The following is a 14,901-nucleotide window of genomic DNA, read 5'->3' as shown; positions in this document are numbered from 1 at the left end:
CACGCATCCGCGCAGTCTCGTGTGAGCTGGAATACAGCGCCGTTGTCTGCCAACGATTTGCGGACGAATTGCGTTAGGAAGACGGCCAACTCGCGGCACCGGAGTGGGAGCCCACCAAAGACCTTGGTCGCGCCCAGTGCAGTCGCACTGTTTGGCCGGGCCGCACCTGGGCGATCTTGTCGACGTCGTCGTCGACCACCACGCCGATCACCGGATAGCCGCCGGTGACAGGATGGTCGGGACCCAGGATCACCGGTAAACCGTTGGGCGGCACCTGGATCGCGCCGCTAGTGGCTCCCTCGCTGGGCAGCTGCCGGTCCGGGAAGCAGTGCTGCAGGGGCCGGCCGGTCAGCCGCATCCCCACCCGGTCGCTGCGATCCGACACGACCCAATCGGTGTGCACCAAGGCGTCGGGATCGACGAACCAATCGTCGCGCGGCCCGGGCACCACGAACAGCTCGACGACGTGGGCGCTGATGGCCGCGACCGGTGCCTGGTCCAGTTCGGGATAGGCGTCGGTGTGCTCGCCGATCGGCAGCCGGTCGCCGGCCTGCAGCGGCGACGGGCCGATGGCCGACATCACGTCATAGCTGCGCGAGCCCAGCACCGGCTCCACGCAGATGCCACCGCGGATCGCCAAGTAGCTGCGCAGCCCGGCGCGAGGGGCGCCCAGCGAGATCACTTCGCCGTCACGCACCCGATGAATGCTGTTGGTGCCGAACTTGATTCCGTTGACGGTGGGGTCGGTGTCCGCGCCCGTCACGGCGATGTCGACATCGCCGCCGGACACCCTGGCCGCGAAACCGCCGAACGTCACCTCCACGGTGGCGCGGTCGTCGGGGTTGGCCACCAGCCGGTTGGCCAGCCTGTGCGCGCGCCGGTCGGCGGCTCCGGACCGGCTCACCCCCAGGTGGGCCAGTCCCGGGCGGCCGAGGTCTTGGACGACGGCGAGCGGTCCGGTGCGCAAGATCTCCAGCATTGGCACGACTGTCTCCTTACCTAAGGTGGCGACCCGCTTCGCCCGGCCGCGCCGCGCTCGCGATCGCCACGGGCTAGACGGCCCGGAACTGAACCCACATGCCGTGGGTCAACAACGCAGGGTTCGGCCGCTCCAGATCCCACAGCACCGCGTCGGTGCGGCCGATGAGTTGCCAACCACCGGGGGACGGGCGCGGATATACGGCGCTGAATTCACCGGCCAGGGCGACGGAGCCGGCCGGCACCGCGGTCCGCGGCTCCGGGCGGCGCGGCACCCGCAGCCGCGGGTCGCCGTCGACCAGATACGCGAAACCGGGTGCGAATCCGCTGAATCCGACCCGCCATAGCGTGGCGGTGTGGGCCTCGATCACCGCCGCGATCCTCAGACCGGTGTGGCCGGCGACCTCGGCGAGGTCGGGACCGTCGTAGACGACGTCGATGACCACGTCGGCGCGGCGCTCCGAGGAGGCGTCCGGAGCGGCGGCCACCCGCAGCTTGCGCAGCCGCTGGCGGATCACGCCTTGGTAGCGCGGACCGTCCAGCTTCACCAGCACCGTTCGAGCCGCCGGGACGACGTCGACCACGCTTGGTATCGCCGCGGCGCGCAGCGCGTCCGCCCACGCCAGTACCTCGGCGGTACTGCCGCATTGCACCATCAGCGCCCGGTCGCCGTAGTCCACAACGGTGTTGCCGACCAGCTCCGTCGGCAGGTTGTGGGCCAGGTCGCCGCTAAGATCCGTCACGCTCATTACTCGACGGTAACCCCGGGATCGGGGCCTGTGCGAGGGGTAATGACGGATTTTCGAGCACTGCCAGAGCTGCCTTAGCAAACGCTCAAACAGGCGCGTCGCGCCCAGGTGGCTAGCCCAGAATTTTGGTGATCAGCGGGGGCAGTTGGTCGGCGATGATTGGGTAGCTCAACGGTGACGCGAACGCGATCGCGCCGGCCTGGTCCTTGGTGGTGAAGATGTGGCGGTTCTGCGCGGTGGTGAGCGACCCGGCCACTTCGGGGTCGGCCAGTATCGCCTTCTGATCGTCCGGGCTCTGGGTTGTCCAGATCACCACGTCGGCGGACTCGAGCACCGACTTGATGTGATCGCGCGGGATGACGGCCCGCTGATCGGTGCCGAACGGCTTGATGGTGTCGGAGATGACCAGTCCCAGCTGATTCAGGAAGTCCGTCCGCCAGCCCGCCATGGTGGCGGCGACGGTGCCTTGCCACAGCGCGCCGTGCATCAGCAGCGCCTTCTTGCCAGTCCATTGCTGATTCTTTTTGCCGACGTCGGTGAATTTCTGGTCAACGCCGTCGATCAACGATTTCATCTGGTCGGCCTGGAAGACCGCTTGGCCGACGGTGGTGGCCTGTTCTTTCCACGGCTCGAAGAAGGCGTCGCCGTCCGATTGCGCGACGGTTGGGGCGATCGAGGACAGTTTCTGATAAGTGTCGGCGTCCAGACCGGCGTTGACGGCCACGATCAAGTCCGGTTTGAGACCGGCGATCTGGTCGACGGGAATGCCGTTATCCAGGTTCAACACCGTCGGCTGCGCACCGCCGAGTTTGGGCGCCGCCCACGGCCAGACCGCGAAGGGCTGGTCACCGAACCAGTTGGTCACCGCGATCGGCACGACGCCGAGCGCGAGCAGGTCGTCCTGTTCGGTGTAGCCGGCGCTGACGACACGCTTGGGGGCTTCTTTGATGACGGTCTGACCGAACAGGTGGGTGACCGTTACCGATCCCGGGGTGGCTCCCGGAGCCGGTTCGCGTGACGAGCATCCCGAAGAGAACGCGGTCGCACCGCCGATCGCGGCAACCCCCGCAGCCCCTGCGAGCTGCAAGAATCCCCGTCGATTCCATCCCTGTCGCATCGCGTGAGAGTATCGCGTTCCGCCCGCACAGATGCATCGCCGCGCGGTCGCGGCCCTTCAGCGCAGCGGCATGCCCGCGTCCATGAAATCTAAGGCGCGATAGATCGTGTCGGCGGTCTTCGGCGCGCCGTCGAAGGCGGCCATCATGGCACCCGTCAATGCCCCCGCGAACACTCGGACTTCGAAATCGTCTGCGGCACGGCCGATCCGGTGCGCGATCGCCTCGGCGGCGACCCGCACGGTGCGGTAGTACTCGTCGTACATCGCCGCCTTGAGCTCGGGTATCGAAAACATCAGGCGCTGCCGGGTGCTCTCGAACTCCAGCTGGTCGTCGGGCAGCTGGGCGATGACGGCCGCATAGGCCCGGCGGAAAGCCTGCGCTGGAGACAGGTCGCGCGGCTGGGCCTTCAGCGCGTCCAGGATCAGCGGGTCCAGGTCGTCGGCCAGCAGCAGCGATTCCTTGGATCCGAAATAGCGGAAGAAGGTGCTCGGCGACACGTCGGCCGCCTCAGCGATCTGTTCGACCGTGGTGGCGGCGTACCCGTTCTGCTCGATGAGGCGAAACGCCTCGCGCCGGATGGCGCGGCGGGTCTTGATCTTTTTGCGCTCCCGTAGGCCCAGCGGAGCCTCACTCACCTGCATGCGCCGATTGTCGCGCATCGATCACTCGTCGTGGGCTCGCGGCGTCCTTGCGTTGCGGAGTTCTGACAAACGGGGACGGGCCGTTGCGATTTCTGCGTATCGCCCACGTAACTGCGCACACCCCGGCCGGTAACAGTGCATCTTTAGCGTCGAGTGGTCACTGCCCGCGCCTCATCCAACTCAGGAGTCCCACCAGATGACCACGACCATCAGCCCCGTATCGCAGCCCGCGCCCCAGCGCGAGCGCCATACGGGACGGCACTGGATCGATGACTGGCGGCCCGAAGACCCCGAATTCTGGGAGGCCACCGGCAAGCCGATCGCTCGGCGGAACCTGATCTTCTCGATCTTCGCCGAGCACGTCGGATTCAGCGTGTGGATGTTGTGGAGCATCGTGGTGGTGCAGATGACCGCGGTGGGCGGTGCCGGACATCCCGGCCACCCCGCCGCGTCCGGGTGGGCGCTCACCGCCAGCCAGGCCCTGTTCCTGGTCGCCGTCCCCAGCGGCGTCGGGGCGTTCCTGAGATTGCCCTACACCTTTGCGGTGCCGCTGTTCGGCGGCCGCAACTGGACGACCATCTCGGCGGCGCTGCTGCTCATCCCGTGCCTGCTGCTGGCGTGGGCGGTGAGCCATCCCGACATACCGTTCGGCGCGCTGGTGGCGATCGCCGCGACCGCCGGGTTCGGCGGCGGCAACTTCGCCTCGTCGATGGCCAACATCTCGTTCTTCTACCCGGAGAAAGACAAGGGCTGGGCACTGGGCCTGAATGCGGCCGGCGGCAACATCGGCGTCGCGGTGGTGCAGAAGATCATTCCGCCCATCGTCATCGCCGGCGGGGGGATGGCGCTGTCGCGCGCCGGACTGTGCTACGTGCCGCTGGCGGTGGTGGCCGCGGTTTGTGCGTTCCTGTTCATGAACAACCTCACCGAGGCCAAGGCCGACGTGAAGCCGGTGCTGGAGTCGCTCCGGCACCCCGACACCTGGATCATGTCGCTGCTCTACATCGGCACCTTCGGGTCGTTCATCGGTTACTCGGCGGCCTTCCCGACCCTGCTCAAGACGGTTTTCGGGCGCGGCGACATCGCCCTGGCGTGGGCCTTCCTGGGTGCGGGCATCGGATCGGTCATCCGGCCCCTCGGCGGCAAGCTGGCCGACCGGATCGGCGGCGCCCGCATCACCGCCGCCAGCTTCGTGATGCTGGCGATCGGGGCGGCGGCCGCGCTGTGGTCGGCGAAGGCGGTCAACCTGCCGGCTTTCTTCGCCAGCTTCATGTTCCTGTTCGTAGCGACCGGCATCGGTAACGGCTCGACCTACCGGATGATCTCGCGGATCTTCAAGATCAAGGGCGAGCTGGCCGGGGGTGATCCCGACACCATGGTGGGCATGCGCCGCCAGGCGGCCGGGGCGCTCGGCGTCATCTCGGCGGTGGGTGCCTTCGGCGGGTTCGTGGTTCCGCTGGCGTACGCGTGGTCGAAGTCGCAGTTCGGCAGCATCGAACCGGCGCTGCGGTTCTACATCGTGTTCTTCCTCGTCCTGCTCGGCGTCACGTGGTACTGCTACCTGCGTAAGCACAACGCGGTAACGCGGGTGGGGATCTAGGCGAGGACCTAGCGTCAGCTCGACGGCTTCTGCTTTCCGCCGTATCCGTCCCAAGGGCTGTAGTCGGCGATCAGCTCTTCCTGGGGTGGCCGTTGGTCTTCGGGAACGTGCTGCAGGTTGATCCGGATCCGGTACCAGATCGAACTGGGCCCCCGCATCCCGTCGACCAGGACGTCGACCGGCGCTAGGCGGCGGGACACCGCGGGATAGCGGTCGCGCCAGACGTCCAGCGCCGCCAACGCCTCGTCCTTGGTCTTGGTGCGGGCGATCTCGATCAGCGGCATGTTGGATTGCCTCCGGCCTGCCGCTCCGCTGGCGCGCTTGCCGGACCCCTTCGGCGCGCGTTCGGGCGGCCCCATCTCCTCGGCCAGCACCAGCAGCCGGTCGAGCTCGCCGACTGCGTCGTCCATTCCCGCCCAGGGGTCACCCATTTCGGCGAACCGGGCGGGCACGGTGTCGATGGTGAACGCCTCGGGGTTGCAGCCTGCGACCTCGTCCCACTGCAGCGGTGTCGAGACCCGGGCATCCGGAGTCGCCCGCACCGAGTACGCCGATGCGACGGTGCGGTCCTTCGCGTTCTGGTTGAAGTCGACGAACACCCCTTCGCGTTCTTCCTTCCACCAGCGGCTGGTCGCCGCCTCGGGCAGGCGCCGCTCGACTTCGCGGGCAACGGTCTGCGCGGCCAGCCGCACCTGGCGAAACTCCCAGCGGGGGGCGATGCGGGCGTAGATGTGGAAGCCGCGCGATCCGGACGTCTTCGGCCATGCGGTCAGGCCGTAGTCCTCGAGCACCTCCCGCGCCACCAGCGCGACGTCCACGATGCGCCGCCAGGAGACCCCGGGCATCGGATCCAGATCGACCCGTAGTTCGTCGGGGTGGTCGAGGTCGTCGGCGAGCACCGGATGCGGGTTGAGGTCGACGCAGCCCAGGTTGATCGCCCAGGCCAGGCCGGCGGCGTCATGGATGACCGCCTCGGCGGCGGAGGTGCCGCGCGCATAGTGCAACTCGGCGACGTCGACGTAGTGCGGCCGGTTGGCGGGCGCCCGCTTCTGGAAGACGGCTTCCTCGGCGATGCCCTTGACGAAGCGCTTGAGGATCATCGGTCGATCCGCAACGCCGCGCAGGGCCCCGTCGGCGACGGACAGGTAGTAGCGGACCAGGTCGAGCTTGGTGTACGGGCCCGAGCCCCGGTGCGCTTCGAACACGACCTTGTCGGGATGGGTGATCGAGACCTGGTGCCCGGCCACCTCCAGCGAAACCGGACCCATGTTCATCATCGTAAGTCGATGGGTACTTACCCCTGGTAATGCGACGGACGTCACATAGGGTGGGATTTATGCCTAATCTGATCGGCCTGCCCGGGCAGGCGGTTTCCAAGGTTCAGCAATATGCGGAGCGCGGTTTAGCGGAGCTGCACTATGTCCGCAAAATTCTCGAAGCCGGAGGCTTTCCGCTGGAGCCTCCCCAGAACCTTGCCGCGATGGTGAGCGACATCCGCAAATGGGGCGAGATCGGGATGCTTCCCGCCCTGCACGCCCGGCGCACCCCGGACAAGGTGGCCATCATCGACGATGACGGCGAGTTGACCTGGAAGGAGCTCGACGACGCCGCCAACGCGGTTGCCCACGGCCTGCTGGACATTGGCGTCAAAGGCGGCGACGGCGTCGCGATCCTGGCCCGCAACAGCCGCTGGTTTTCCATCGCCGAGTTCGGGTGCGCCCGAGTCGGTGCTCGCATCATCCTGTTGAACAGTTCGTTCTCCGGGCCACAGATCAAGGAGGTGTCGGAGCGCGAGGACGCCAAACTGATCATCTACGACGACGAATACTGCGAGGACGTCAGCAAGGCAGACCCGCCACTGGGCAAGCTGCGGGCGCTGGGCACCAACCCCGACTCCGATAAGAAGAAGTCGGGCAGCAAAGACGAGACACTTGCCGACCTGATCGAACGCAGTAGCGGCAAGCCCGCACCCAAGGCGGATAAGCATTCGTCGATCATCATCCTGACCAGCGGCACCACCGGCACCCCGAAGGGTGCGAACCGCAGCACCCCGCCGACCCTCGCACCGATCGGCGGCATCCTGTCGCATGTCCCGTTCAAGGCGGGCGAGGTGACGGCGCTTCCCGCGCCGATGTTCCATGCGCTGGGCTTCCTGCACGCCACCATTGGAGCGTTCCTGGGCTCGACTCTGGTGCTGCACCGAAAGTTCAAGCCCGACGTGGTGTTGACGGACATCGCGAAGTACAAGACGACCGCAATCGTCGTCGTCCCGGTGATGTTGTCCCGGATGCTGGAAGCCCTGGAAAAGATGGATGAGCAGCCCGATCTGTCTTGCCTGCGAATTGTGTTCGTCTCCGGCTCCGCGTTGAACGCCGACGTGGCCGAGAGGGGTCTCAAGGAGCTCGGGGACGTGATCTACAACATGTACGGCTCGACCGAGATCGCATTCGCCACCATCGCCGAGCCCAAACACTTGAAGTACAACCCGTCCACGGCCGGACCGGTTGTCAAAGGTGTCAAGATCAAGATCTACGACGACAACGGCAAGGAGCTGCCGCAGGGCGAAGTCGGCCGGATCTTCGTCGGCAACGCCTTCCCGTTTGAGGGCTACACCGGCGGCGGCAAGAAGCAAATCATCGATGGGCTGTTGTCCTCGGGCGACGTGGGTTACTTCGACGAGAACGACCTGCTCTTCATCAGCGGCCGCGACGACGAGATGATCGTGTCCGGGGGCGAGAACGTGTTCCCGGCCGAAGTCGAGGATTGCCTCAGCGGGCATCCCGAGGTGGTGGAGGCCACCGCCCTCGGTGTTGAAGACAAGGAGTGGGGTCACCGCCTGCGCGCCTTCGTGGTCAAGAAGGAGGGGTCCGATGTCGACGAGGACACCCTCAAGAAGCACGTGAAGGACCAGTTGGCCAAGTACAAGGTGCCGCGTGAGGTGGTCTTCCTCGACGAACTGCCGCGAAACCCCACGGGCAAGATCCTCAAGCGCGAGTTGCGCGAAATGGACGTCGATTAACCCATTCGGGCTGGCGGCCCCGGCCTGGTTTGCATGCAGGGTCAGCGGCGGTCTTTGATGGCGCGGGTGATCTGCGCCGTCAGTTTGGGGTCGACCAGAAGTTGGTCGATGAGCGCGGTGAGCACCTCTTGCCCGGTCACCCGGGCGACTCCCAACCGGTCGGCCGCTTCACGCTGCCAGATGTCGAGGGCGCGGTGAGTGGCTGCCGACAGGTCGACGGTTCGACGCGTCCGCTGGGTGCGTCCCTGCTGGCCCGCCGCCGGCGGGCTGGCTATCCGCTGGCCGCCCTGCCCGAGACTGAGACGCTCGGTGGGGGCCGCGTCTCCGGTGGGTCCGCTGGCCGAGTTGGGGCCGCGAAAGGTTCCGACGCTGGGTCCGCTGTGGCTGCTGTTGAAGTTCACTTCGGTGTCTTCCTCCGTGAGTGCCAATCAGTAAATCAGCGCTCGGTGCCGTTGTGTCAATACTGATTCTGTCACCGACGCCAGCGTAAGTCGCGTCGCCCGGCCGCCTGCCTCCCCGTCTAGTGAAGCGAAGTTGCGGGACGCAACGCCGCCTCGCACCGCACATCGCGTCGCAAATTGTGAAAGTAGCTGTTTGCTCGGAAAAAGCTGTCTCGTCGCCGCCAATGCCGCGGCCGGCTTTTGCGAAAAGATGCGTGAATCAGACTATCCGCTAATGCGGAAAAGCAGACATCAGTAGACGCGTAGCCGGCAAAGCAGTACATCAGTAGATGGCTTACGGCCTGTACAAATAGGGTCAAGCCGACGCGAGCGTCAGTATTTGCGAATAACTGGATTACGCAAATACGTATGAGATATGGCATCAGATATTGGCTACAGGAGACGCTTATGTTATTCAATTCACAATGAAAAGATTCGAAATATCCTTGTTTGCCGAGAAATGTGCGCCTAACGTTTTTATTAGTGATAGCAAGTGGTTGGAAGGAATGACTTCGATGATCTCCCCGCGATCATTGCGCGGCGCGGCCGCAGGTGTCATAGGTGCCGGAGCTGTGGCCGGCGCGCTGCTTTTCGGCGGCGCTCCCATGGCTCAGGCCGCTCCTGCGCCCGCACCCACCACGAGCTTCGCCAGTGCTGGGCCGCACAGCGGACCGGGCTTCATCCCCGATCGCCCCGGCGGTCGCGGCTGGGGCGGCCATGATGGTCGGGGACATGGCAATTGGGGGCACGGCAACTGGGGCCGTGGCGGTGGCTACTGGGGCCCCCAGCACTGGTGGAACTGGTGGTGGTAACCACCATCTCCGCGCGGTAACGGCCATCGCCGACACGCCAACCCTCGGGGTGGCCGACCGCGTATGGGGGAACCATGCCGGCCTGACCTAGTCAGGTCGGCATGGCCCTATTCGAGCCTTTGTTGCGACGCTCTACGGGTCGCGAGGCAGGCCCAGCAGCCGTTCGGCGATGATGTTCAGCTGCACCTCGGAGGTGCCGCCGTAGATGGTGGTGGCACGGCTGGCCAACAGGTATTCGCCCCATTTGCCGGGCAGTTGGTTGGCGTCGCCGATCGCGGCATCGGTGCCGAACGAGGAGACCGCGAATTCGGCGTAGCCCTGGCCGGTGCGCATGGACAGCAGTTTGGAGATCGCCGCCGACGGCATGGCGTCCCCGCCGGCCAACGTCAACAGCGTCGAACGCAGGTTGAGCACCTTGGCCGCATGGCCCTCGGCAATCAATTGGCCCGCCCGCTGCTGGGCGATCTGATCGAAGTGGCCGTCGCGAACGAACTCGACAAACTGTGGCAGCGTGGCCAGGAAGTTCGCTTCGCTGCTGCCGATCGACACCCGCTCCGCGGTCAGCGTGTTGCGGCTGACCTCCCAGCCCCGGTTGACCTCACCGAGCACGCACTCGTCGGGCACGAACACGTCATCGATGTAGACGGTGTTGAACATGGCGTTGCCGGTGAGCTCGCGCAGGGGCTTGACGTCGACGCCTTCACTGCGCATGTCCAACAGGAAGTAGGTGATGCCACCGTGTTTCGGGGCGCTGGGGTCCGTTCTGGCCAACAGCGCGCCCCACTGCGAGAACTGCGCGGCGGTGGTCCAGATCTTCTGGCCGGTGATGCGCCAACCGCCGTCGGTCCGGGTGGCCTTGGTGGTAAGGCTGGCCAGATCCGATCCGGCGCCCGGTTCGGAAAACAGCTGGCACCAGATCATCTCGCCGCGGAAGGTCGGCGGCAGGAACCGCTGCTTTTGCTCCTCGGTTCCGAAAGCCACGATCGACGGGACGATCCAGGTCGCGATCCCCGTCTGGGGGCGCTTGACCCGCCCGGAGGCGAACTCCTGGGCGATAATGATCTGCTCCACCGGGCTGGCGGCCCGGCCCCATGGCTTCGGGAGATAGGGCAGCACCCAACCGCCCTCGGCGATGGCGACCTTGCGCTGCTCCCGCTCGATCTCCTTGAGCCCGGCGACCTCGGCCCGGATCTCTGCTCGCAATTTTTCGGTGTCGGGGTCGAGGTCGATATCCACCGCGCGCATGCCGGTGGTGGTGGCGGTGTCGACGACTTTTTGCGGGTAGTCCGAACTGCGACCGAAGGAGGCGGCCAGCACCAGCGCCCGGCGGTAGTACACGTTCGTGTCGTGCTCCCAGGTGTAGCCGATCCCGCCGTGCACCTGAATGCAGTCCTGTGCGCAGCGCTGGGCGGCGGCCGGCGCCAGCGTCGCCGCCACGGCGGCTGCGAAGTCGACGTGCGAACCGGCTGTGTCCCAATTGTTTTCGCGGGCGTCGTCGATCGCGCGGGCGGCATCCCACACGGCCGCGGTGGCCCGCTCGGTGTCGGCGATCATCTCGGCGCACTTGTGCTTGATGGCCTGGAACTGACCGATCGGGCGGCCGAACTGCTCGCGAATCTTGGCGTAGTGAGAGGCCGTGTCGGTCGCCCAGCGGGCCACACCGATGGCTTCGGCGGACAGCAGCGTGGTCATCAGCGCGTGCGCCGTCGCCATGCTCAGGTTGGTCAGCACGACGTCCTCACCGACCTCGACGGCATTGGCTCGCACATCGGCGATGGGGCGCAGCGGGTCCAGGCTTTTCACCGGCTCGATCTCGAGCTGGTCGGCGCGCAGCACCACCCATGCCTCGCCGCTGTCGATCGCGACGGGCAGCACCAGCAGCGTGGCCTGCGCCGCGGCGGGGACCGCCCGGACTTCGCCGCGGATCACCAGTGAATTGCCTTGCCGGGTGGCGGTCAACGCACAGCAATTCAAGGCGTAGGAGGCGATTTCGGCGCCCGACGCCAGCTCGGAGAGCACCTTCGCGTCCGGGTCGTGCGCGGAGATCAGGGCGCTGGCGATCGCCGACGGCACGAACGGACCCGGCACCGCCCCGTAACCGAATTCGGCCAGCACGATGGCCAACTCGAGGATGCCGAAGCCCTGGCCGCCGACGGATTCGGCGAGATGAAGGCCCTGCAGCCCCTGGTCGGCCGCGGCCTGCCAGTACGGCGGGGGGTTATCGACCGGGGTCTCCATGGCCGCATGCAGCGTCTCGGACGGCGCGATGCGCGCCACCAGTGATCGCACGGAATCGGCCAGGTCTTGATGCTCGGGATTTATCGCGATCGGCATTGGTCGCCTTCCGTTGCTGCAGGAGGCCGCGTCGGCCAAGTACCTTCCAAGCTAACAACCAGTCGGTTGGTTGACGACATGGGCCAGTGGCTGTCCGTCGCGCAGACGCCGGGAACGAAATGGGCGAGAATTCTCACCGCCACCGCTTGCCGATCCATTGGGCGATGGTGTCGGCCTGCTCGCTGCGTGCCCCCGGGGTGGTGAAGTAGTGGTCGGTGTCCACCGAGGCCCGCGATTTGTCGGTGCTGGCGAGTGCGTCGAAAATGCGTTGGGCGTCCGAGGGAAACACCCCGGTGTCGGCTTCGGCGTTGATCACCAGGGCGGGACAGGTGATTCGGGCCAGGTGCGGTTCGGCGCGGGTCTGCGCCACCCGCAGGCTCCACATGTTCAGCCAGTTGCGCAGCGTGCAGGCCGCCGCGATCCCGTGCGCCGAGCGGTTCGCCTTGGCCGGGACGCCCGCGTAGCACATGTTGGGTTGCCGTTTGGTGGGCTCGATGCCGGCGTCGACCATGCGGGGATCGGCCCAGGTCCGCATCACCGAAAACGGGCGATCGGAAAACCCCGCCGCTCGAACACGTTTGAGCTCGGTTTCGGCCCAGTCGGTGATCGCGTGGTTGCGTGCGGTCTGCGCGCTGCGGTAGTGGGCGAGAAACTCCGGCGAGTAGGGCGGCCCGTTGCGCTCGTTGAACAGGTCGAGGTCGGTATCGGTGGCGACCGGGTCGTTCTCGTCGACGACGGCGGCGTCCATCCAGGCGGTGAGCACCTCCGGGCGCCCGGGATGGGCGGCGGTGGCCACGTAGCCGTCGGCGTGGGGCAATTCGGTCAGCCCCGCCGCCGGGCGCATCCCGTCCAGCGGAGTGACGTTCGGTTCGGCGGCCTGCGACTGGTAGGCGGCCATCAACGAGCCGCCGCCCGAATTACCCAACAGCACAACGGTATCCACGCCCTTGACCTCACGCAGCCAGCGCACACCGACGCCGATGTCGACCAGCGCGTGGTCGAGCAGGAAGCTGCTTTCGAATCCGCGAAACCTGGTGTTCCAACCCAGAAACCCGACGCCGCGAGTGGCCATGTAGTCGGCGAGATAGTGCTCGGAAAAGTCGATCTGGTAGTGAGTGGCGATCATCGCCACTTTGGGCTTGCGTCCCACCCCCCGGTGATACAGACCCTGGCACGGGTGCCCGCCCGCGCCCGCGCGCCCCGCGGTGCGGGACGGCAGCCCGACGAATTCGCGGATCACTCCGGCACCGGTACGACGAGTCAATTCAGCGGTCCCCCTTACGCATAGATGGCTCGGTAGTAGATATTGGCCAGGGTTTGGATGCACGCCTGATCGTCGGGTTCCACCGCACGGGCCCCACCGAGCTGGATGAAGCAGAACTGGTTGAACATCGCCACGATGGCCTCGGCGAGCAGCCGCGGATCGTCGTCGGGGCAATAGCCGTCAGCCTGCGCGCGTCGGACCGACTCGGCTATGAAAGAGATTGGTATCTCACAAATCTCGGCCCAGTATCGGGCGAAGTCGTCGTTGATCATCGCCAGCTGCGACACGCTGGTCACCTCGGCGAGCCGGTTGCGGTAGGTGTGCCAGTGCGCGGAAGCGGCGGCGTGCGCGCGCTCCCGATCCGACAAGCCATGTTCGGTCACCGAGAGCGCGCGCTCGTTGGCCTCGTCGCGGAAGCGCAGCGCCCACTGACGCACCATCGCCTCTTTGGAGTCGTAGTAGTTGTAGAAGGACGCCGCCGACCGTCCGGCTTCGGCGGCGATGTCGGCGATGGTTGTGGCCAGGACGCCCTTGCGCGCGATGACGGTCCGGGCGGCCATATCGATGGCTGCCTGCGTTCGCCTGCCCCGAACGGTGGGAAGCCCGGCGGGCCGGCCGTCCCGGCCAGCAGCGGACGCCGCGGTCGACACCTGCGCACCTCCCTGGGCCAAAACTGAAACTGATGTTAGATTCAGATTTGGATCTTGGCCAGGATCGTCAAGCCGGGGACCGAGGGGAGCCACCAGATGATCAAGCCGCACAACATCAACACGGAATTCGAACTCGGCGGGATCAACCATGTCGCGCTGGTGTGTTCGGACATGGCAAAAACCGTGGACTTCTACAGCGACATCCTCGGCATGCCGCTGATCAAATCTCTGGATCTACCCGACGGAGCGGGCCAGCATTTCTTCTTTGACGCCGGCAACGGCGACTGCGTCGCGTTCTTCTGGTTCGCCGACGCCCCCGACCGGGTGCCGGGGATCTCGTCGCCGGGCGCCATCCCGGGCATCGGTGACATCACCAGCGCCGTCAGCACCATGAACCATCTGGCCTTCCATGTGCCGGCGGAGAAGTTCGACGCCTACCGTCAGGTCCTCAAGGAAAAAGGGGTGCGGGTCGGGCCGGTGCTCAACCACGACGAAAGCCCCATGCAGGTGTCCGCGACCGTGCATCCCGGCGTGTACGTGCGCTCGTTCTATTTTCAGGACCCCGACGGCATCACCCTTGAATTCGCGTGCTGGGTAAAGGAGTTCGCAAGCGGTGACGCCCAGGCGGTGCCCAAGACCGCGGCGGACCGCCGACCCCCGGTGGGCGCCGCTCACTGATCCGACCGGGCCGAGCCGGAGGATGTTTGCATGACCGACGGCATTCTGACCGACGCGCAGATCGCGGCGCTGACGCCCAAGCAACGGCGGGAACTGATCACCCGGCTGGAGCAGCCGCTCGGTGACGTGATCGACCCGGAGTTCCTGGCGCGAGTGCGGCGCGTCCGGTTGAGTCTGATGATCGGTGGCTCCATGGCGATGGTGCCGTGGCTGGGGTATCTGTCGGTGACGCTGCCCGAGAACTACGTCGCGCACAACTGGCCCATCACCTGGATCGGTTTCGACGTGCTGCTGGTCGGGTTCATGCTGACGACGGCGGTGCTCGGGTACCTGCGCCGTCAGCTGCTGGTGCTCGCCGCCTTCACCACCGGGGTCCTGCTGATCTGCGACGCGTGGTTCGACCTGATGACCGCCGGCCCCAAGGACATCTGGCTGTCGGTGATCACGGCGCTGCTGGTCGAGGTGCCGCTGGCGATCTTCATGATCACCAGCGCGGTGCGCATCATACGGTTCACCATGATGCGGTTGTGGCTGCTGGATCCCGGCATGCGGCTCTGGAATCTGCCGCTGTTCCCATGAGCCGGTGAAGGTTTCACTCGAGCTCAGCCCAGTGTGAGC

Annotated in this window: 14 protein-coding genes; 5 read left to right on the top strand and 9 right to left on the bottom strand. The window is 66.2% G+C overall.

Going from position 1 to position 14,901, the window contains the following annotated elements:
* Positions 1-73 precede the first annotated feature (73 nt).
* The 4 genes from VFW69_RS05550 to VFW69_RS05535 all read right to left on the bottom strand — a co-directional run bounded on the left by VFW69_RS05550 (position 74) and on the right by VFW69_RS05535 (position 3,486).
* Entirely contained in the window at positions 74-985 is a 912-nt protein-coding gene (locus VFW69_RS05550) for a 5-oxoprolinase/urea amidolyase family protein (RefSeq protein WP_526498975.1), read from the bottom strand.
* 67 nt (positions 986-1,052) lie between these two features.
* On the bottom strand, positions 1,053-1,727 hold the full coding sequence (locus tag VFW69_RS05545; protein ID WP_526498973.1) for a 5-oxoprolinase subunit B family protein: 675 nt from the start codon (positions 1,725-1,727) through the stop codon (positions 1,053-1,055).
* 112 nt (positions 1,728-1,839) lie between these two features.
* Positions 1,840-2,844 carry an ABC transporter substrate-binding protein gene (locus VFW69_RS05540; protein ID WP_526498971.1) on the bottom strand — a complete coding sequence of 335 codons (1,005 nt, stop codon included), beginning with the start codon at positions 2,842-2,844 and terminating at the stop codon, positions 1,840-1,842.
* A gap of 57 nt (positions 2,845-2,901) precedes the next feature.
* The gene (locus VFW69_RS05535; RefSeq protein ID WP_526498969.1) at positions 2,902-3,486 is read right to left on the bottom strand and encodes an acyl-CoA-like ligand-binding transcription factor; all 585 of its coding nucleotides are present in this window, start codon (positions 3,484-3,486) and stop codon (positions 2,902-2,904) included.
* 196 nt (positions 3,487-3,682) lie between these two features.
* On the opposite strand from VFW69_RS05535, the gene VFW69_RS05530 reads away from it, so the two are divergent.
* Positions 3,683-5,086, top strand: coding sequence for an MFS transporter (locus VFW69_RS05530; RefSeq protein WP_526498967.1), 1,404 nt, complete (start codon positions 3,683-3,685; stop codon positions 5,084-5,086).
* Positions 5,087-5,100: 14 nt separating this feature from the next.
* On the opposite strand, the gene VFW69_RS05525 is transcribed toward VFW69_RS05530, so the two are convergent.
* Positions 5,101-6,363, bottom strand: a complete 1,263-nt coding sequence (locus tag VFW69_RS05525) for a DNA polymerase domain-containing protein (RefSeq protein ID WP_526498965.1) — start codon at positions 6,361-6,363, stop codon at positions 5,101-5,103.
* Positions 6,364-6,422: 59 nt separating this feature from the next.
* On the opposite strand from VFW69_RS05525, the gene fadD2 reads away from it, so the two are divergent.
* Positions 6,423-8,105: a long-chain-fatty-acid--CoA ligase FadD2 gene (gene fadD2 / locus VFW69_RS05520; RefSeq protein WP_526498963.1), complete on the top strand. Its 1,683-nt coding sequence runs from the start codon at positions 6,423-6,425 to the stop codon at positions 8,103-8,105.
* A gap of 41 nt (positions 8,106-8,146) precedes the next feature.
* Here fadD2 and VFW69_RS05515 read toward each other — a convergent pair whose 3' ends face one another.
* On the bottom strand, positions 8,147-8,506 hold the full coding sequence (locus tag VFW69_RS05515) for an ATPase (RefSeq protein ID WP_526498961.1): 360 nt from the start codon (positions 8,504-8,506) through the stop codon (positions 8,147-8,149).
* A 545-nt stretch (positions 8,507-9,051) separates the two neighbouring features.
* Here VFW69_RS05515 and VFW69_RS05510 point away from each other — a divergent pair.
* Positions 9,052-9,357, top strand: coding sequence for a hypothetical protein (locus VFW69_RS05510; RefSeq protein WP_526498959.1), 306 nt, complete (start codon positions 9,052-9,054; stop codon positions 9,355-9,357).
* A 132-nt stretch (positions 9,358-9,489) separates the two neighbouring features.
* On the opposite strand, the gene VFW69_RS05505 is transcribed toward VFW69_RS05510, so the two are convergent.
* From VFW69_RS05505 to VFW69_RS05495, 3 genes are all read right to left on the bottom strand, one after another.
* Positions 9,490-11,691, bottom strand: a complete 2,202-nt coding sequence (locus VFW69_RS05505) for an acyl-CoA dehydrogenase family protein (RefSeq protein ID WP_526498957.1) — start codon at positions 11,689-11,691, stop codon at positions 9,490-9,492.
* A gap of 133 nt (positions 11,692-11,824) precedes the next feature.
* A complete protein-coding gene (locus VFW69_RS05500; protein ID WP_526498955.1) occupies positions 11,825-12,955 on the bottom strand; it encodes an alpha/beta hydrolase family protein in 1,131 nt (376 codons plus the stop codon).
* Between the two features lie 14 nt (positions 12,956-12,969).
* On the bottom strand, positions 12,970-13,515 hold the full coding sequence (locus VFW69_RS05495) for a TetR/AcrR family transcriptional regulator (RefSeq protein ID WP_526499069.1): 546 nt from the start codon (positions 13,513-13,515) through the stop codon (positions 12,970-12,972).
* Positions 13,516-13,701: 186 nt separating this feature from the next.
* On the opposite strand from VFW69_RS05495, the gene VFW69_RS05490 reads away from it, so the two are divergent.
* Positions 13,702-14,283: a VOC family protein gene (locus VFW69_RS05490; protein ID WP_526499068.1), complete on the top strand. Its 582-nt coding sequence runs from the start codon at positions 13,702-13,704 to the stop codon at positions 14,281-14,283.
* Between the two features lie 30 nt (positions 14,284-14,313).
* Positions 14,314-14,862 (top strand): hypothetical protein, encoded by a 549-nt coding sequence (locus VFW69_RS05485; protein WP_526498953.1) that lies wholly within the window; start codon positions 14,314-14,316, stop codon positions 14,860-14,862.
* The last annotated feature ends 39 nt before the right edge of the window (positions 14,863-14,901 follow it).

This window comes from Mycobacterium sp. (genome assembly GCF_036273375.1).
GTDB lineage: Bacteria > Actinomycetota > Actinomycetes > Mycobacteriales > Mycobacteriaceae > Mycobacterium.
This window is presented reverse-complemented; position numbering and strand designations above follow the sequence as displayed.